15 protein-coding genes and 1 riboswitch are annotated in these 16,879 nt (G+C 54.2%); of the genes, 8 read left to right on the top strand and 7 right to left on the bottom strand.

All coding sequences use genetic code 11. From position 1 onward, the window contains the following. Positions 1-29: 29 nt before the first annotated feature. Both dtpB and uspA read right to left on the bottom strand, forming a co-directional pair. Complete coding sequence (gene dtpB / locus OGV57_RS22335) at positions 30-1,502, bottom strand: dipeptide/tripeptide permease DtpB (RefSeq protein WP_003023364.1); 1,473 nt, start codon at positions 1,500-1,502, stop codon at positions 30-32. A 281-nt stretch (positions 1,503-1,783) separates the two neighbouring features. After that, positions 1,784-2,221 carry a universal stress protein UspA gene (gene uspA, locus OGV57_RS22330; RefSeq protein ID WP_003023368.1) on the bottom strand — a complete coding sequence of 146 codons (438 nt, stop codon included), beginning with the start codon at positions 2,219-2,221 and terminating at the stop codon, positions 1,784-1,786. Positions 2,222-2,613: 392 nt separating this feature from the next. On the opposite strand from uspA, the gene uspB reads away from it, so the two are divergent. After that, positions 2,614-2,949 carry a universal stress protein UspB gene (gene uspB / locus OGV57_RS22325; RefSeq protein WP_003023371.1) on the top strand — a complete coding sequence of 112 codons (336 nt, stop codon included), beginning with the start codon at positions 2,614-2,616 and terminating at the stop codon, positions 2,947-2,949. A gap of 64 nt (positions 2,950-3,013) precedes the next feature. On the opposite strand, the gene pitA is transcribed toward uspB, so the two are convergent. Further along, on the bottom strand, positions 3,014-4,513 hold the full coding sequence (gene pitA, locus OGV57_RS22320) for an inorganic phosphate transporter PitA (RefSeq protein WP_003023373.1): 1,500 nt from the start codon (positions 4,511-4,513) through the stop codon (positions 3,014-3,016). Positions 4,514-4,742: 229 nt separating this feature from the next. On the opposite strand from pitA, the gene OGV57_RS22315 reads away from it, so the two are divergent. Next, entirely contained in the window at positions 4,743-5,936 is a 1,194-nt protein-coding gene (locus OGV57_RS22315; protein WP_003837793.1) for a BaiN/RdsA family NAD(P)/FAD-dependent oxidoreductase, read from the top strand. A 38-nt stretch (positions 5,937-5,974) separates the two neighbouring features. On the opposite strand, the gene OGV57_RS22310 is transcribed toward OGV57_RS22315, so the two are convergent. Then, positions 5,975-6,988 carry a magnesium transporter gene (locus OGV57_RS22310; protein ID WP_003837796.1) on the bottom strand — a complete coding sequence of 338 codons (1,014 nt, stop codon included), beginning with the start codon at positions 6,986-6,988 and terminating at the stop codon, positions 5,975-5,977. 55 nt (positions 6,989-7,043) lie between these two features. After that, positions 7,044-7,227: riboswitch (M-box (ykoK) riboswitch) on the bottom strand. Positions 7,228-7,628: 401 nt separating this feature from the next. On the opposite strand from OGV57_RS22310, the gene OGV57_RS22305 reads away from it, so the two are divergent. The 5 genes from OGV57_RS22305 to OGV57_RS22285 all read left to right on the top strand — a co-directional run bounded on the left by OGV57_RS22305 (position 7,629) and on the right by OGV57_RS22285 (position 13,273). After that, on the top strand, positions 7,629-8,696 hold the full coding sequence (locus OGV57_RS22305) for an HlyD family secretion protein (RefSeq protein WP_003023381.1): 1,068 nt from the start codon (positions 7,629-7,631) through the stop codon (positions 8,694-8,696). Next, positions 8,693-11,440 carry a ribosome-associated ATPase/putative transporter RbbA gene (rbbA, locus tag OGV57_RS22300; protein WP_049025788.1) on the top strand — a complete coding sequence of 916 codons (2,748 nt, stop codon included), beginning with the start codon at positions 8,693-8,695 and terminating at the stop codon, positions 11,438-11,440. Before OGV57_RS22305 ends, rbbA begins: the two co-directional genes overlap by 4 nt. Next, a complete protein-coding gene (locus OGV57_RS22295) occupies positions 11,440-12,564 on the top strand; it encodes an ABC transporter permease (protein WP_048218799.1) in 1,125 nt (374 codons plus the stop codon). Before rbbA ends, OGV57_RS22295 begins: the two co-directional genes overlap by 1 nt. 77 nt (positions 12,565-12,641) lie before the next feature. Further along, positions 12,642-12,917 carry a type II toxin-antitoxin system HicA family toxin gene (locus tag OGV57_RS22290; RefSeq protein ID WP_003837806.1) on the top strand — a complete coding sequence of 92 codons (276 nt, stop codon included), beginning with the start codon at positions 12,642-12,644 and terminating at the stop codon, positions 12,915-12,917. After that, entirely contained in the window at positions 12,914-13,273 is a 360-nt protein-coding gene (locus OGV57_RS22285) for a type II toxin-antitoxin system HicB family antitoxin (RefSeq protein WP_003837808.1), read from the top strand. Before OGV57_RS22290 ends, OGV57_RS22285 begins: the two co-directional genes overlap by 4 nt. A gap of 112 nt (positions 13,274-13,385) precedes the next feature. Here the strand turns inward: OGV57_RS22285 and nikR are convergent, their stop codons facing one another. From nikR to OGV57_RS22270, 3 genes are all read right to left on the bottom strand, one after another. After that, on the bottom strand, positions 13,386-13,787 hold the full coding sequence (gene nikR, locus OGV57_RS22280) for a nickel-responsive transcriptional regulator NikR (RefSeq protein WP_003023387.1): 402 nt from the start codon (positions 13,785-13,787) through the stop codon (positions 13,386-13,388). Positions 13,788-13,836: 49 nt separating this feature from the next. Then, a complete protein-coding gene (gene acpT / locus OGV57_RS22275; protein WP_003837810.1) occupies positions 13,837-14,415 on the bottom strand; it encodes a 4'-phosphopantetheinyl transferase AcpT in 579 nt (192 codons plus the stop codon). A gap of 62 nt (positions 14,416-14,477) precedes the next feature. Continuing rightward, the gene (locus tag OGV57_RS22270) at positions 14,478-15,527 is read right to left on the bottom strand and encodes an AI-2E family transporter (RefSeq protein ID WP_003023393.1); all 1,050 of its coding nucleotides are present in this window, start codon (positions 15,525-15,527) and stop codon (positions 14,478-14,480) included. 133 nt (positions 15,528-15,660) lie between these two features. On the opposite strand from OGV57_RS22270, the gene OGV57_RS22265 reads away from it, so the two are divergent. Next, positions 15,661-16,878 carry an MFS transporter gene (locus OGV57_RS22265; RefSeq protein WP_054528867.1) on the top strand — a complete coding sequence of 406 codons (1,218 nt, stop codon included), beginning with the start codon at positions 15,661-15,663 and terminating at the stop codon, positions 16,876-16,878. Position 16,879: the final 1 nt, after the last annotated feature.

The following is a 16,879-nucleotide window of genomic DNA, read 5'->3' as shown; positions in this document are numbered from 1 at the left end:
GGGCAATAGCCGCCATCCGGCACTGAAGGTTATTGCTCGGTGCTCGGCGTATTAATCATGCGGTTCAGCCATGGCACCATAATCGCCATCACCACCGTTACGGCCAGGGTCACCAGACCAATCTTACTGAAGACGTTGGTATAGATAGGCAGCGTTTGCAGCGGGTCGGTGATGTTCTCTGGTACGGCGGTGAACGTCGCGACATAACCCCCCATCAGGAAGGCTGCTGCCTGGGTCAGGAACCACATCCCGAGAATAAAGCCCATCAGGTGTTGTGGCACGAGAGCAGCGACCATAGCCAGCCCCAGGGCGCTAATCAGCAGTTCACCCAGGCTCTGGAACAGATACACCAGCACGATAAACCACGGCGACGTCAGCCCCTGCGCATCGGCAAACCACATTCCGGCTGCAGCGGCGGTCAGGAAACCCAGCGAGCACAGGAACATACCGAGCGTAAACTTCATCGGCATGGTCAGGTCTTTACCTTTGTTGCCCAGGCGGGTATAGATTGCAGCCAGTACCGGACTCGCCAGTACCACCCAGAACGGGTTCAGCGCCTGGAAGCTTACCGGGTTGATGGCGAAACCAAGAATTTCATGGTGCACGTTATTGATAGCAAAGAAGTTCAGTGAAGTTGGCATCTGCGCGTACAGGACGTAGAACACCACCGCTTCCAGCATCAGGATAAAGGCCACGAACATTTTGTTGCGCCCGGTTTTATCCAGTTTGAAGGCCTGACGGAAGAAGATGATCGTCACGGCAATTGACAGGACGATCAGCACCAGGTTGGCAATCTGCACGTTGTGCATCAGCCAGGCGCAGATAAATACCATCACTACCGTTCCAGCCAGCACGCAGAATAGATTACGGAAATTCAGCGGCTTATGGTCCGGCTCTGAACCGATATTCTTCACCATTCCACGGCAGGCAAAGTAGACCAACAGCGCGACAATAAGCCCGGCCCCGCACAGATTATAGGTCACCGCGTAGCCAAACTTATCGGCAATCACCGGTGCCAGCGACAACGACAGCAGTGAACCGATGTTAATCGACATATAAAACAGGGTGAAAGCACCGTCCAGACGGGCGTCTTTCGGTGGATAGCATTTTGACAGCAGGCTTGCCGGGTTGGCTTTAAACAGCCCATTACCGACGGCAATGGTACCCAAAGCAATAAAAATCAGGTCGGGCTTAAGCAGTGACATCCCGGTCATGAAGTAGCCGATCGCCAGCACAATGGCGCCGAGTACCAGCGTGCGCTTGGTACCTAACAGATGGTCGCCGACGTAGCCGCCGATCGAGATCAGGCCGTAGACCAGCGCGGCAAATGCACCAAAGGTGACAAATGCCTGTTCCTGCGAAAAGCCGAGCTGCTTAACAAAAAATACCGCCAGGATGCCCTGAACGCCGTAATAGCCAAATCGTTCCCATAATTCCACAAAGAAGATCATGAAGAACGGACGAGGTTGCTGCAGCAAGCCCGTAGGTGCAGTTTTATTCATATTCCATCGCCTTTCAAAGCCATCCCGAAAAGTATGAACGCGTATGCTTAAACGCGCCGAAAAAGTCTTATTTTGTTATAGACTGCGGTTATTGGCCGCAGGCGTAGAGTATTATAGAGATAGTTTTCGATCCAATTAGTTGATCACACTAATTATGATTTATTTGTTGGATTGATGTACTAATTGTGTCTGAATGATAAAAACAAAAACGCCCGCAAAGGCGGGCGTTTACAGGCTTAACGACTTGTAGCGCGTCGGGTTATCTCCCGACGGCCAGCGTTTTATGCTTCTTCGTCGTCACGCAGCGGAACAATCAACATGTCGACGTGGACAGTGTTGATTAGTTGGCGCGCGGAGGACATTAGCTTGCTCCAGAAATCCTGGTGGTGACCACAAACGACCAGATCCATGTCGTATTTTTTGATGGCATCAACCAGAACCTGACCCAGGTCGCCGCTACCGCTCAGGGTTTCGGTGATAGGGTAGCCTGCGTTGGTGGAAAGCTCGGTTAGCGCGTGGTGGGTTTCTTCAGAAATGCGTTTCTGCATGTCGCCCAGATTCACGTCGATAAGCCCGGTGTACAGGTCGGAATAGTTTACGTCAACGTGGATAAGGGAGACTTTAGCATTGTAAGGCCGCGCCATAGAGACCGCTTTTTCAACCAGAACTTTGCTTTCCGGAGAAAGATCAACCGCGATAAGAATGTGTTTATAAGCCATAGTGTTACTCCTTCCATAAGTTGTCGATGACTAGCCTGCTGGCGTTTACCTGCCGCCGCGTCATCCGCATCCTGCGAACCTTGCGCGCGGGGCTAGCCCAGTCGTAAAAACGTACCATATAAGGACTATCCTTACATTATAGCGACCAGGATAATCCGTCAATCCGCCTTGCTTGCCAAGCAGTTAAACAAATTTTTTAGTTAATTGCATTGATAGCGATTAACCTTCTGGCAAAAAAATTAACTAATCTCCTACACTATCTAGAGAGGCGTTCGGATGCGTGATACTAATACGAACGGTTCGGCTGTACTCTTCACTGAATGGTTTGGCAGGGTATCGGGGAGCGGTAGTCCCGGAAAGGAGTTCCGTGGGCGGGTCGCCGGGGAGGAGGTATGATAAGCACCATTGCATTGTTCTGGGCTTTATGTGTCGTTTGCATTGTTAATATGGCGCGCTATTTTTCTTCGTTACGCGCACTGTTAGTGGTACTTCGTGGTTGCGATCCATTGCTTTACCAGTATGTAGATGGTGGGGGCTTTTTTACCTCGCATGGGCAACCGAACAAGCAGATGCGTCTGGTGTGGTATATCTACGCTCAGCGTTACCGCGATCATCATGATGATGAGTTTATTCGCCGCTGTGAGCGGGTTCGCGGTCAGTTCATCCTCACCAGCGCGCTATGTGGCCTGGTGCTAATCAGCATGGTTGCGCTGATTATCTGGCACTGATGCCAACGACAGATACAAAAAAAGCGGGTCAGAAAACTGACCCGCTTTTTTACCGTGCATTCGCTTAGATAAGCTTCAGAGAGAGCCAGTAAAGCCCGCCGGAAAGAAGAATTGCGGCTGGCAGGGTGAAGACCCAGGCCATCAGAATGCTGGTCACCGTTTTACGCTGTAAACCGCCGCCATCAACAACCATCGTCCCCGCAACGGAAGAGGAGAGAACGTGGGTGGTGGAAACGGGCATACCGGTGTAACTGGCGAGACCGATAGAGACTGCGGCGGTCATCTGTGCCGACATCCCCTGGGCATAGGTCATGCCTTTCTTACCGATTTTCTCACCAATGGTGGTGGCTACGCGACGCCAGCCGATCATGGTACCAATGCCCAGCGCCAGTGCGACGGCCATAATGATCCAGATAGGCGCATACTCAATGGTGCTCAGCATGTCAGCTTTCAGTTTCTTCAGCAGACGCTGATCGTCAGTGCTTACGCCAGGCAGCTTAACCACTTTATCGGTGGTATCAGAGATGCACAGCATAATGCGACGCAGCTGACCACGCTGTTCGACGCTTAACTTGTCGTAGGTTTCCAGGTTCGCCAGCATACCTTTCGCACGTTCCAGCGCGTTGATGGTATTCGCCGGGTGGCAATGGAACTCTGTCGTCGTCGCTGGTGCCGCGTCCGTCGGGGACGGAATCAACTGGTCTACGCCTGTAGCCTGTTTAAGCAGGTCAGGACGCTGCTGGAAGAAGACTTCGACGTTATTGATGGCATCACGGGTACGGGTAATCTCGTAACCGGAAGCATTCATATTCACCACGAAGCCCGCAGGCGCTACGCCAATCAGCACCAGCATCACCAGACCAATGCCTTTCTGCCCGTCGTTAGCGCCATGAGAGAACGCCACGCCGATAGCGGAGAGGATTAGGGCAATACGCGTCCAGAACGGCGGCTTTTTCTTGCCATCTTTCTTTTCACGTTCTGCTGGCGTCAGGTGGATACGGGCACGTTTTTTTGTACCGCTCCAGTAGCGACGCAGAATGAAAATAAGACCGCCTGCAACCACCAGACCAACAATTGGCGAGATGATAAGCGAGGCAAAAATACCGATAACTTTCGGAATGTTAAGTGCATCCACTACCGAGGTGCCAGTCATCAGCGCATTGGTTAAACCAATACCGATAATGGCGCCAATCAGCGTGTGGGAGCTGGATGCAGGTAAACCAAAGTACCAGGTACCCAGGTTCCAGATAATTGCTGCCAGCAGCATGGAGAACACCATGGCAAGGCCATGTGACGATCCCATATTGAGCAGCAGATCCGTTGGCAGCATATGCACGATGGCATACGCCACGCTGAGACCACCCAGCAAAACACCAAAGAAGTTGAACACCGCAGCCATGACCACCGCCAATTGCGAACGCATTGCACGGGTATAGATCACGGTTGCGACAGCATTGGCTGTATCATGGAAGCCGTTAATCGCTTCGTAGAACAGCACAAAAGCCAGAGCAAGCAATAGTAAAAGCCCGGTATGTAAATCCAGGCCAGCAAACAAATGTAGCATAGGACGTTACGCCATTTTGAGGACATGAACGCGGCGCATTATCAGTGACTTTGGCGGCGCGGGCAAAGTGAAATATAGAGTTTTTTTGATTTGTCTCCTGCTTTGTTTTACACCACTAAAGAATTATCCTATATATTTCAGTTAAATACCCTTTATCGGTAGTTTGGTGCTGGTGCGACCACTGAGGAATCTTTACAATTCACACCCGCTTTTTAGAGAGGATCGCAACGTGGAAAGGTTTGATACCGTTATTATAGGCGCTGGCGCAGCGGGTATGTTTTGTGCCGCGCAGGCAGGACAAGCAGGTAGTCGCGTACTGCTGATTGATAATGGTAAAAAGCCGGGGCGTAAGATTCTCATGTCTGGCGGGGGACGCTGCAACTTTACCAATCTTTATGTCGAGCCTGCCGCCTATTTGAGCCAAAACCCTCATTTTTGCAAATCGGCGCTGGCGCGTTACACGCAGTGGGATTTTATCGACCTGGTGGGCAAACACGGTATTGCCTGGCACGAAAAAACGCTAGGCCAGCTGTTCTGCGATGATTCCGCACAGCAAATTGTCGATATGCTGGTAGACGAGTGTGAAAAAGGTAACGTAACTATGCGGTTACGTAGCGAAGTCCTGAGCGTCGAGCGAGAGGGTGATGATTTCATTCTCGAATTGAACGGGATGACCGTGGGCACGAAAAAGCTGGTTATTGCCTCCGGTGGTCTCTCTATGCCGGGTCTGGGGGCAACGCCGTTTGGTTATAAAATTGCCGAACAGTTCGGTCTGAACGTATTGCCAACGCGCGCAGGACTGGTGCCCTTTACGTTGCATAAGCCACTGCTGGAGCAGCTTCAGGTGCTCTCTGGCGTGTCCGTTTCTTCCGTTATCACCGCCGAGGACGGCACCGTCTTTCGTGAAAATCTGCTCTTTACGCACCGTGGGCTTTCTGGTCCGGCCGTACTGCAGATTTCCAGTTTTTGGCAGCCAGGCGAATTTGTCAGCATTAATTTGTTGCCGGATGTTGACCTTGCGAGCTTCCTCGATGACCAACGCAGCGCCCACCCTAATCAGAGCTTAAAGAATACGCTTGCTATGCAGTTGCCAAAACGGCTGGTGGAATGTTTACAGCAGTTAGGGCAAATCCCGGACGTCTCGCTGAAACAGCTTAATGTGCGTGATCAACAAACGCTGGTTGAGACGCTGACCGATTGGCGGGTGCAGCCGAACGGTACAGAAGGGTATCGTACCGCTGAAGTCACGCTGGGCGGCGTTGATACCAATGAGCTTTCATCGCGCACGATGGAAGCACGTAAAGTGCCGGGACTCTATTTTATCGGCGAAGTTATGGACGTTACCGGCTGGTTGGGAGGCTATAACTTCCAGTGGGCATGGTCGAGTGCCTGGGCGTGTGCGCAAGATTTAGCGCCAGCCTGACTGTGACGCCCGACAACCTGAGCTGCCGGGCGTTATCATTAGTTCAGACCAAGAAAGTGCTGGGCGATTTTAAAGTAGATAATTAACCCGGTACCGTCGATAAGCGTGGCGATAAACGGGGCCGAAACCACGGCGGGATCAATGCCGATACGCTTGAGCACCATGGGGATCACTGATGACACCACGGCGCTCCACAGCGTAATGCAAACCAGCGTCAGGCTGACGATCAGCGTGATTTCCATGCCGATGCCCATCATCCACGCGCGTAAGCACCCTGCCAGGCCCAGCGTCAGAGCGATCAGCAGCGAAGTTGAAACTTCTTTGCGGATCACCCGGCCCATATCGCGCAGCCGCACTTCTCCCAGCGCCATTGAACGTACCAGCGTCGAAGTGATCTGCGTACCGCTGTTGCCGCCAGTACCAATTAATAGCGGAATAAAAAAGGCCAGGGCAATTGCAGATTCCAGCGCCTCTTCAAAATGCTGAAGCACGCTGCTGGTATAGGCTTCTGCGACAAACAGCAGCAGGAGCCAGACCGAACGTTTTTTCCACAATGTCCACGGACTAATTTCCAGATAGGGTTTTTCCAGCGGTAGCGTGGCGCCCTGAAGCTGAACGTCTTCGGTAACATCATCTTCCTGTAGATGAGCGATCTCTTTTTCCATCAGACAACCGACCAGCTCACCTCTCTCAACGACAGCAACCAGATCGACTTCGCGTTCGGCTAACTCGGCAACGACCTGCGCCCGTTCATCATCAGGCTTTACATGAAATAAACAGCTGTCCGTAAGATGATTGATGTTCAGCGACGTATCTTTTTCCTGCAATAAGCGCTTGATGGATAACACCCCGCGCAGCGCTTTTCCAGCCACAACAAAGACCTGGCCTGGGATGTCATCCGTTGTGAGTTGGGAGACAAAGTACTCGCGAGCGCCGTTCACGCTGAGATGGTCTGGCAGAGTAATAAAATCGGTGCGCATATATTGGGCGATAGCGTCGCCATTGAAATCCGGCATAGGATGATGAGCGGCGCAGAGTGGCATAGATGACATGGTGTAATTCCCTATAAAAATCTCTCATAGGGGCGAACAAGACAGGGTTAGCACAGGCAGATCCCTACGTCCTGGTTTTAGCACTGAACAACGTATCTGTCCGATGGTGAAATCGTCAGAAGTTACCTTGGCAACACCTTGATTCGATGGATGCCTGTATTTCCCTGAGTGGTCTCTCTCGATACCAGCAGGGCGGTAACTTGTATTTGTACAGGAGCCTCGCCATAACGAGATCGGTAAATGAGCCGCTATTATAGGGATGCCTAATCATTGATTATGTTTATAGTTGCGATTGTTTATCAATCGTTGATATACGAAATATTTCTTGTGCCAGGGCTGAACTGGAAACGACAACCGAATAGACATATTGAATCCAGGTGTTAGTATTCAATAGACAGCAGTTATGAGTATGCGTGTTTCATTTCCGGCCAGGAACGCTGATGATGACAACATTAGTACCCGATTTCGCAGCATTTTCGTCACTCACTTCCTTCGCGGTGTGCGTTGCTATAACGCCTGTCCGCACTCTGGCCATTATTTCTCATTCCTTCTCATCCCGGATGGAATCTCCCGCTGAATAGCTGTTCAGTGGGCTTTGTGACACGCATCGTTTGATAACAGGGATTACGGCGGGTCGGATATGGAAAAGATTAAGCGTCATCTGGTGTGGTGGGGCGCGGGTATTGTGGTGGTGGTTGCTGCAATAGCATGGTGGATGTTGCGTCCTGCGGGGATTCCGGAAGGTTTCGCGGCCAGCAACGGCAGAATAGAAGCTACCGAAGTGGATATTGCCACCAAAATTGCCGGGCGTATCGATACGATCCTCGTATCGGAAGGACAGTTCGTTCGTCAGGGCGAGGTACTGGCGAAAATGGATACCCGCGTGCTGCAGGAGCAGCGGCTGGAAGCTGTCGCGCAAATCAAAGAAGCCGAAAGCGCGGTGGCGGCGGCACGAGCGCTGCTGGAACAGCGGCAAAGTGAAATGCGCGCCGCGCAGTCGGTGGTAAAACAGCGCGAGGCGGAACTGCAGTCGGTCTCTAAACGTCACGTTCGCTCCCGTTCTCTATCCCTGCGTGGGGCTGTATCCGAGCAACAACTGGATGACGACAGGGCTGCGGCTGAAAGCGCTCGCGCGGCACTGGAATCCGCAAAGGCGCAGGTCTCTGCGGCAAAAGCCGCAATTGAAGCCGCTCGTACCAGCATCATTCAGGCGCAAACCCGCGTAGAAGCCGCGCAGGCCACCGAACGTCGCATTGCTGCTGATATTGATGACAGCGAGCTGAAAGCCCCGCGCGATGGTCGCGTGCAGTACCGTGTCGCCGAACCGGGCGAGGTGCTTTCCGCGGGCGGTCGCGTACTGAATATGGTCGATCTCAGCGATGTCTACATGACGTTCTTCTTACCTACCGAACAGGCTGGTTTATTGAAGATTGGTGGTGAAGCTCGCCTGGTGCTGGATGCCGCGCCGGATCTGCGTATTCCGGCGACCATTAGCTTTGTGGCTAGTGTCGCGCAGTTCACACCGAAAACGGTCGAAACCAGTGATGAACGGCTGAAGCTAATGTTCCGCGTTAAAGCGCGTATCCCGCCAGAGCTGTTGCAGCAGCATCTGGAGTACGTGAAAACCGGTCTGCCGGGCATGGCGTGGGTGCGTGTTGATGAAAATCGCCCCTGGCCTGACGACCTGGTGGTGAGGTTGCCGCAATGACGCATCTGGCGCTGGTTCCCGTTCCTCCCGTGGCGCACCTTGACGGCGTGAGTCAGCATTACGGGAAAACGGTCGCGCTGAACAACATCACGCTGGATATCCCTGCCCGCTGTATGGTGGGGCTTATTGGCCCGGATGGCGTCGGAAAATCGAGCCTGCTGTCGCTCATCTCCGGCGCGCGGGTCATTGAACACGGCAACGTGATGGTGCTGGGCGGCGATATGCGCGACCCAAAACATCGACGGGATGTCTGCCCGCGCATTGCCTGGATGCCGCAGGGGTTAGGGAAAAACCTGTACCATACGCTGTCGGTGTATGAGAACGTCGATTTCTTTGCCCGGCTGTTTGGTCATGATAAAGCGGAACGCGAAGCGCGGATTACCGAGCTGCTGAACAGCACTGGCCTGGCACCGTTTCGCGACCGTCCCGCCGGGAAACTCTCGGGCGGGATGAAGCAAAAGCTGGGGCTGTGCTGTGCGTTAATCCACGACCCGGAACTGTTAATTCTCGATGAACCCACCACCGGGGTCGATCCGCTGTCCCGCGCCCAGTTCTGGGATCTAATTAACAGCATTCGCCAGCGGCAGACTAACATGAGCGTGCTGGTTGCGACCGCTTACATGGAAGAAGCCGAGCGCTTTGACTGGCTGGTGGCGATGAACGCCGGGGAGGTGTTAGCCACCGGGAGCGCCCAGCAGCTACGCGAACAAACCAACAGCAACACGCTGGAGCAGGCGTTTATCGCGCTGCTACCTGAAGCCCAGCGCCAGGCACATAAGCCGGTGGTGATCCCGCCGTATCACGCTGAGCAGGAAGAGATTGCCATCGAGGCGAAAGACCTGACTATGCGCTTCGGTAAGTTTGTCGCCGTTGACCACGTTAACTTTCGTATTCCGCGCGGGGAAATCTTCGGTTTTCTCGGCTCCAACGGCTGCGGTAAATCCACCACCATGAAGATGCTCACCGGTCTGCTACCCGCAAGCGAAGGTGAGGCCTGGTTGTTTGGGCAAGCGGTTGACCCGAAGAATATCGATACCCGCCGCCGGGTGGGCTATATGTCGCAGGCGTTTTCGCTCTACAGCGAGCTGACCGTCCGGCAAAACCTCGAACTACACGCGCGGCTGTTCCATATCCCCGAAGCGGAAATCCCCGGGCGTGTACAAGAGATGAGCGAGCGTTTTTCGCTGACCGATGTCGAAGACGCGTTGCCCGGCGCGCTGCCGTTGGGGATCCGTCAACGCCTGTCGCTGGCGGTGGCGGTGATCCATCGCCCGGAAATGCTCATTCTTGATGAGCCGACCTCCGGGGTCGATCCGGTGGCGAGGGACATGTTCTGGCAACTGATGGTCGATCTGTCGCGGCAGGACAAAGTGACCATTTTTATCTCCACCCACTTTATGAACGAAGCGGAGCGCTGCGACCGGATGTCGCTGATGCACGCCGGAAAAGTGCTGGCCAGCGGCACGCCGCAGGAACTGGTGAAACAGCGTGGCGCTGCCAGTCTGGAAGAGGCGTTTATCTCCTGGTTACAGGAAGCGGCAGGCCCGGCACCGGAAGCTCAGTTACCGCCAGCCAATGTTCCGATAGCGCATGAAAATAGTCAGCCGCCGCGGCAGGGCTTTAGCCTGCGGCGGTTGTTCAGCTACAGCCGCCGTGAAGCGCTGGAACTACGACGCGATCCGGTACGTTCAACGCTGGCGCTGATGGGCACAGTGATCCTGATGCTGATCATGGGCTACGGCATCAGCATGGATGTGGAGAACCTGCGTTTTTCGGTGCTCGATCGTGACCAGACCGTCAGCAGCCAGGCGTGGACGCTGAATCTGGCGGGATCGCGCTATTTTATCGAACAGCCGCCGCTCACCAGTTATGACGAGCTGGACAAACGGATGCGTTCGGGCGAAGTGGCGGTAGCAATAGAGATCCCGCCAAACTTTGGCCGCGATATCGCGCGTGGCACGCCGGTGAAGATTGGCGTCTGGGTCGATGGCGCAATGCCGAGCCGCGCTGAAACGGTCAGAGGCTACGTACAGGCGATGCACCAGACCTGGCTGCAGGATGTGATGGCGCGTCAACCCAATGCCAGTGGGCAAAATGGGCTGATGACCATTGAAACTCGCTATCGTTACAACCCGGATGTAAAGAGTCTGCCGGCGATTGTTCCGGCGGTGATCCCGCTGCTGCTGATGATGATCCCCTCGATGCTCAGCGCCCTCAGCGTAGTGCGTGAGAAAGAGCTGGGGTCGATTATCAACCTGTACGTTACGCCCACGACCCGCAGCGAGTTTTTACTCGGCAAACAGTTGCCGTACATCGTGCTGGGGATGCTGAACTTCCTGCTGCTGTGTGCGCTGTCGGTGTTTGTGTTCGGCGTACCGCATAAAGGGAGTTTTTTAACCCTGACGCTGGCCGCGCTGTTGTACGTCACCATTGCCACCGGGCTGGGTCTGTTAATTTCCACGTTTATGAAAAGCCAGATCGCGGCTATTTTTGGTACGGCGATTATTACGCTGATCCCGGCGACGCAGTTTTCCGGGATGATCGATCCGGTCGCCTCGCTCGAAGGGCCTGGACGCTGGATTGGTGAAATTTACCCGACCAGCCATTTTCTGACCATCGCGCGTGGGACGTTCTCTAAAGCGTTGGATCTGACCGATCTCTGGCAGCTGTTTATTCCGCTGGCGGTAGCCATTCCGGTGGTGATTGGTCTGAGCGTATTACTGCTGAAAAAACAGGAGGGGTGATGCGCCGATTACGCAATATTTATAACCTCGGCATCAAAGAGTTGCGCAGCCTGCTGGGTGACAAAGCGATGCTGACGCTGATCGTCTTTGCCTTCACGATTTCGGTTTATTCTTCCGCGACCGTCCTGCCGGGTTCGCTGCATCTGGCTCCGATTGCTATTGCCGATATGGACCAGTCGCAGTTGTCGAACCGGATTGTGAACAGCTTTTATCGCCCGTGGTTTTTACCGCCGGAGATGATCACCGCTGATGAGATGGATGCCGGACTGGACGCCGGGCGCTACACCTTCGCCGTGAACATTCCACCTGATTTTCAGCGTGATGTGTTGGCCGGTCGGCAGCCGGATATACAGGTTAACGTCGATGCCACGCGGATGAGTCAGGCCTTTACCGGCAATAGCTATATCCAGAATATCATCAGCGGCGAGGTGAACAGCTTTGTGGCGCGTTACCGTGACAATCGTGAGCCGCCGGTGGCGTTGGAAATGCGTATGCGCTTTAACCCTAATCTGGAACCTGCCCGCTTTGGCGCGGTGATGGCGATTATCAACAACATCACCATGCTGGCGATCGTGCTTACCGGGTCGGCGCTGATCCGCGAGCGCGAGCACGGGACAATAGAACATCTGCTGGTTATGCCGGTGACGCCGTTTGAGATCATGATGGCAAAAATCTGGTCGATGGGTCTGGTGGTGCTGGTGGTTTCCGGTCTGTCGCTGATGCTGATGGTAAAAGGCGTGCTCGGCGTACCGATTGAAGGTTCGATACCGCTGTTTATGCTGGGCGTGGCGCTGAGCCTGTTCGCCACCACTTCGATCGGTATTTTTATGGGCACGCTGGCGCGCTCTATGCCGCAGCTGGGGTTACTGATGATTCTGGTACTGCTGCCGCTACAGATGCTCTCTGGTGGTTCTACACCGCGTGAAAGCATGCCGCAGGCGGTGCAGGACATAATGCTGACTATGCCAACTACCCATTTTGTCAGCCTCGCGCAGGCGATACTTTACCGCGGTGCAGGGTTTGGCATCGTCTGGCCGCAGTTCCTGACGCTGTTGGCGATTGGCAGCGCGTTCTTCCTGATAGCGCTGCTGCGCTTTAGAAAGACGATTGGCACGATGGCGTAATTGGTTGGCTTCATATCTTGACTGCATTGTATGCTGTTATAATATGACTTCAAAGGATGAAGTCATAAGGACATGCGATGAAGGAAAAAGTGTTGTCTTTACGCAAAAAGCAAAAGAACACGCTGGATCAGCTTTTTAAAGCACCGACGCCGCAGGGAATCAAGTGGTCGGAAATTGAGTCACTGATCAAGGCGTTAGGTGGCGAAATCAAAGAAGGACGAGGCTCGCGATGTAAATTTCTTTTAAATAAGAGCATTGCGAGTTTTCATAGACCACATCCTTCTCCGGATACAGATAAAGGCGCGGTCGAAAACGTACGTGACTGGTTAACAAGTATAGGGGTAAAACCATGATCAAACCCAAAACGCCAAACTCAATGGAAATCGCCGGTCAACCTGCGGTGATTAATTATGTCCCTGAGCTTAATGCGTTTCGCGGTAAGTTCCTGGGATTGTCAGGCTATTGTGATTTTGTCTCTGACAGCATTCAGGGGCTGCAAAAAGAGGGGGAGATCTCCTTACGAGAGTATCTTGATGATTGCTCTGCCGCAGGGATAGAACCTTACGCAAACCCGGAAAAGCTGAAGACGTTTACTCTGCGCTATCCAGAGTCTTTCGGAGAACGTTTAAGTTTTGCGGCAGCGGAAGAACAGGTATCAGTCAATACATGGATCATCGAAACGCTCAGCAAAAGTCTCAAACAGGCATAGTTGCTAGTTGGTTTGCTCATTATTGCCAGGGGGGCTTCGCTTGCCTGGCCTACAAACGGTAACGGAGTAGGCCGGATAATGCGTAGCCGCCATCCGGCAACGAAACAGGCAATTACTCTTCTTTCGGCAGGCACTGCAAATGACCGTGGCGCACGCCGCGCTGGGAGATCACGTCATCGGCAAAATGCTGTACATCGCCCATGTCGCCTTTTAGTACGGCGATTTCCAGGCAGTCGTCATGGTTGATGTGCACGTGCAGCGTGGCGACCGATAAATCGTGGTGGTGGTGTTGGGTAGAAACAATGCGGCTCGCCAGGTCACGCTTCTCATGCTCATAAACATACGAGAGCACCGCGAAGCCCTGAGTGCCGTGCTCCTGAGTGGTTTCCTGCGCCAGTGCGCCGCGCAGAATATCGCGGATCGCTTCGGAACGGTTGTTGTAGCCACGGCGCTGACTCAGGCCGTCGAGCGTTTCTAATAAATCGTCATCAAGTGTGATGGTGATACGTTGCATCAGATTTCAACCTTACGATATTGCGCGGCGGCGCACGGGAATGAAAACATTACAGCCTGTGTACGGCGTCGGCGGTCAGGGTAAATGGCGTGGGGGTGCAAACCGCCAGGCTCAGGGTATCGATCTGGCACTGGCTGACGGAGAGTGAGGAGGTCAGTGCGGTACTGTCGACGCTGACGATTTGCCAGGCACTGCCGCCGCGCTGTTTCACGATAGCTTCTTTACGCGTCCAGATGCGCCAGAACGCCGCCAGCTGTTGCTCCGGGTGTTCGGCTTCAACTTCAGCGTGTTCCCCAAGACTGAATACCGTATTTGCCAGCGTTTGCCAGTTATCGCGCGGGCGAATAACTTCAATATCGCAGCCGACTTCCCCTTCGTCGCTGAGCAGCAGGACGATGTCATCGCCGCTATGGCTGAGATTGAACCACAGCGGCGTGTCGGCGGAAAAGGCCGGTTTTCCTTGCTCGCCATAGATGATGTTCGGTAATGGCGAAAGGGCATGGGAAAGCAGCACGCGACCTGCCAGCCAGCGCGCACGGCGAACACCTTGCGGCGCTTGCTCTTTCATCGCGGCAGGCAGTTCGCCAGCGCTTAAAACAGAAACTTTCCCATGAACGATCCGGTACATATCAGGACTAACCTTTAGTAATAATGGGGTTGTGTACCACTCTTCACATGCTGTTTGCAAGTTTATCCCGGTAATCGACTTTTGGGCCTGCCGGGTCCCAGTAAAATTGCCAGTTTGCTACCGCCTGTGGTCGTTTCCATCCAGATTTTACACACGCTGGTTAGCGGCACGGAGAGCAGCATGCCTACCGGGCCGAGCAGCCATCCCCATACCAACAAAGAGAGGAAGACGATAAGCGTCGATAATCCCAGCCGATGCCCCATCATGCGGGGTTCGAGGATATTGCCAATAACCATATGCACCACCAGGAACAGCGCACCAACCAGTACGCATTCGTAAATGCCGTTGAACAGCAGCGCCTGGATCATGGGCGGGACGGCGGAAATGACCGAGCCAATGTTGGGCACGTAGTTTAGCAGGAAGGCCAGCACGCCCCACATCAGAGCAAACTGAATCCCCATCAGCGCCAGACCCAGCCAGATGATGGCACCGGTCCATAAGCTGAGCAACGTTTTCAGTGCCAGATAGTGAGATACGCCCTTGAGCGCCCGATGCAGCCCCGCAATATGGATTTGTGGGTTGTTCAGCGAAAAGCGCAGCTTATAAGGAACATGACGTACCTCAAACAGCATAAAGACGACCGTCATCACCAGCAGAACGACGCTGGCCATGGCGCCGGAAAGACTTGTCATCAGCGTGGTGGTGAAGGTCATTATTTTGTCGGAGTCCATACGTTGCAGCATGCGCTCCGGGGACATATGCAGATTTAAAAAGGGAACCATCTCTTGCAGATGCAGGACCTTACGTGTCAGCTCCTTGTTGTACTTGGGTAGCATGGCCATGAATTCCGTGATCGAAGACGCGAGGACGCCGATCAGTGCCGTGAGGACGAACAGCATCACCACCACTACGAGCGTAATGGCAACCGGGCGACGTACTCCCCGGCGAATAAACCAGGCGACCAGCGGATTCAATACAATGGCAAAAAAGAGGGCCAGCAGCAGTTGCACAATGATATCCGCCGCGGCATGAATACCGGCGAGGATCACCACCAAAGCAGCCAGTTTGAGTAAAATGTGCAAACCCGTTTTATCGGGCTGAGCGGTTGTCATATTTTCTTCCTGTTTGCGTTTTTGCATTAAGTGTAGCGGCTGGCTTGCGGCTGAGATTCCTAAACTGACTGCTGATTTCTGCGCGGCAACATGGTAGAAATGAAACACTGTTGTGAAAACGTGGTGACCCTCCATGCCCGAACCCGTCGCTGAACCGACGCTGAGCGGTTTACGCCTTAACCTGCGCATTGTCTCTGTGGTGATGTTCAACTTCGCCAGCTATCTGACCATCGGCCTGCCGCTCGCGGTCTTGCCAGGCTATGTTCATGATGTGATGGGGTTCAGCGCCTTCTGGGCTGGGCTGGTTATCAGCCTGCAATATTTCGCTACGCTGCTGAGCCGTCCGCATGCAGGTCGCTATGCCGACCTGCTGGGGCCAAAGAAAATTGTGGTATTCGGACTGTGCGGCTGTTTTTTAAGTGGTCTGGGCTATTTGCTGGCGGGATCAACGAACGGCTGTCCGTTGGCTAGTCTGCTGCTGCTGTGTCTGGGGCGGGTGATTCTCGGGATCGGGCAAAGCTTTGCCGGAACTGGCTCTACGCTGTGGGGCGTGGGGGTAGTTGGCTCAATGCACATCGGACGGGTGATTTCCTGGAATGGCATCGTGACCTATGGCGCGATGGCGATAGGCGCGCCGCTGGGCGTTCTGTTTTATGCCTGGGGGGGCTTACAGGGGCTGGCGCTGACCGTGATGGGCGTGGCGCTGGTGGCGATACTGCTGGCGCTCCCTCGTCCTGCGGTGAAGGCCAGCAAAGGCAAACCGTTGCCGTTTCGCGCGGTGCTCGGGCGTGTCTGGTTGTACGGTATGGCGCTGGCCCTGGCCTCCGCTGGATTTGGGGTGATCGCCACGTTTATTACCCTGTTTTATGATGCCAAAGGCTGGGACGGCGCAGCTTTCGCGCTGACGCTTTTTAGCTGCACATTTGTCGGCACTCGACTGTTGTTCCCAAATGGTATCAACCGTTTAGGCGGGCTGAATGTGGCGATGATTTGCTTTAGCGTCGAGATTGCCGGGCTGCTGCTGGTCGGGATGGCTTCCATGCCGTGGATGGCGAAAATCGGCGTTCTGCTGGCTGGGGCTGGGTTCTCACTGGTTTTCCCGGCGCTGGGCGTGGTAGCGGTAAAAGCCGTCCCGCAGCAAAATCAGGGCGCTGCGCTGGCGACCTACACGGTGTTTATGGATTTATCGCTGGGGGTTACCGGGCCGCTGGCCGGGTTGATAATGACGTGGGCGGGCGTGCCGGTTATCTATCTGGCGGCAGCTGGGCTGGTGGCGGTGGCGCTATTGCTGACCTGGCGGCTAAAAAAACGGCCTCAGGTGGTGTCACCGGAGGCCGCGTCATCGTCTTAAC

The organism is Citrobacter sp. Cf087 (assembly GCF_030334285.1).
Taxonomy (GTDB): Bacteria; Pseudomonadota; Gammaproteobacteria; order Enterobacterales; family Enterobacteriaceae; genus Citrobacter; species Citrobacter freundii.
The sequence above is the reverse complement of the archived record's forward strand: the minus strand, read 5'-3'. Positions and strand labels throughout refer to the sequence as shown.

Bases quoted from the DNA above. Each gene is read 5' to 3' on its own strand.
- dtpB (WP_003023364.1), bottom strand. From the start codon at position 1,502: ATGAATAAAACTGCACCTACGGGCTTGCTGCAGCAACCTCGTCCGTTC.
- uspA (WP_003023368.1), bottom strand. From the start codon at position 2,221: ATGGCTTATAAACACATTCTTATCGCGGTTGATCTTTCTCCGGAAAGC.
- uspB (WP_003023371.1), top strand. From the start codon at position 2,614: ATGATAAGCACCATTGCATTGTTCTGGGCTTTATGTGTCGTTTGCATT.
- pitA (WP_003023373.1), bottom strand. From the start codon at position 4,513: ATGCTACATTTGTTTGCTGGCCTGGATTTACATACCGGGCTTTTACTA.
- OGV57_RS22310 (WP_003837796.1), bottom strand. From the start codon at position 6,988: ATGTCATCTATGCCACTCTGCGCCGCTCATCATCCTATGCCGGATTTC.
- OGV57_RS22305 (WP_003023381.1), top strand. From the start codon at position 7,629: ATGGAAAAGATTAAGCGTCATCTGGTGTGGTGGGGCGCGGGTATTGTG.
- rbbA (WP_049025788.1), top strand. From the start codon at position 8,693: ATGACGCATCTGGCGCTGGTTCCCGTTCCTCCCGTGGCGCACCTTGAC.
- OGV57_RS22295 (WP_048218799.1), top strand. From the start codon at position 11,440: ATGCGCCGATTACGCAATATTTATAACCTCGGCATCAAAGAGTTGCGC.
- OGV57_RS22290 (WP_003837806.1), top strand. From the start codon at position 12,642: ATGAAGGAAAAAGTGTTGTCTTTACGCAAAAAGCAAAAGAACACGCTG.
- OGV57_RS22285 (WP_003837808.1), top strand. From the start codon at position 12,914: ATGATCAAACCCAAAACGCCAAACTCAATGGAAATCGCCGGTCAACCT.
- nikR (WP_003023387.1), bottom strand. From the start codon at position 13,787: ATGCAACGTATCACCATCACACTTGATGACGATTTATTAGAAACGCTC.
- acpT (WP_003837810.1), bottom strand. From the start codon at position 14,415: ATGTACCGGATCGTTCATGGGAAAGTTTCTGTTTTAAGCGCTGGCGAA.
- OGV57_RS22270 (WP_003023393.1), bottom strand. From the start codon at position 15,527: ATGACAACCGCTCAGCCCGATAAAACGGGTTTGCACATTTTACTCAAA.
- OGV57_RS22265 (WP_054528867.1), top strand. From the start codon at position 15,661: ATGCCCGAACCCGTCGCTGAACCGACGCTGAGCGGTTTACGCCTTAAC.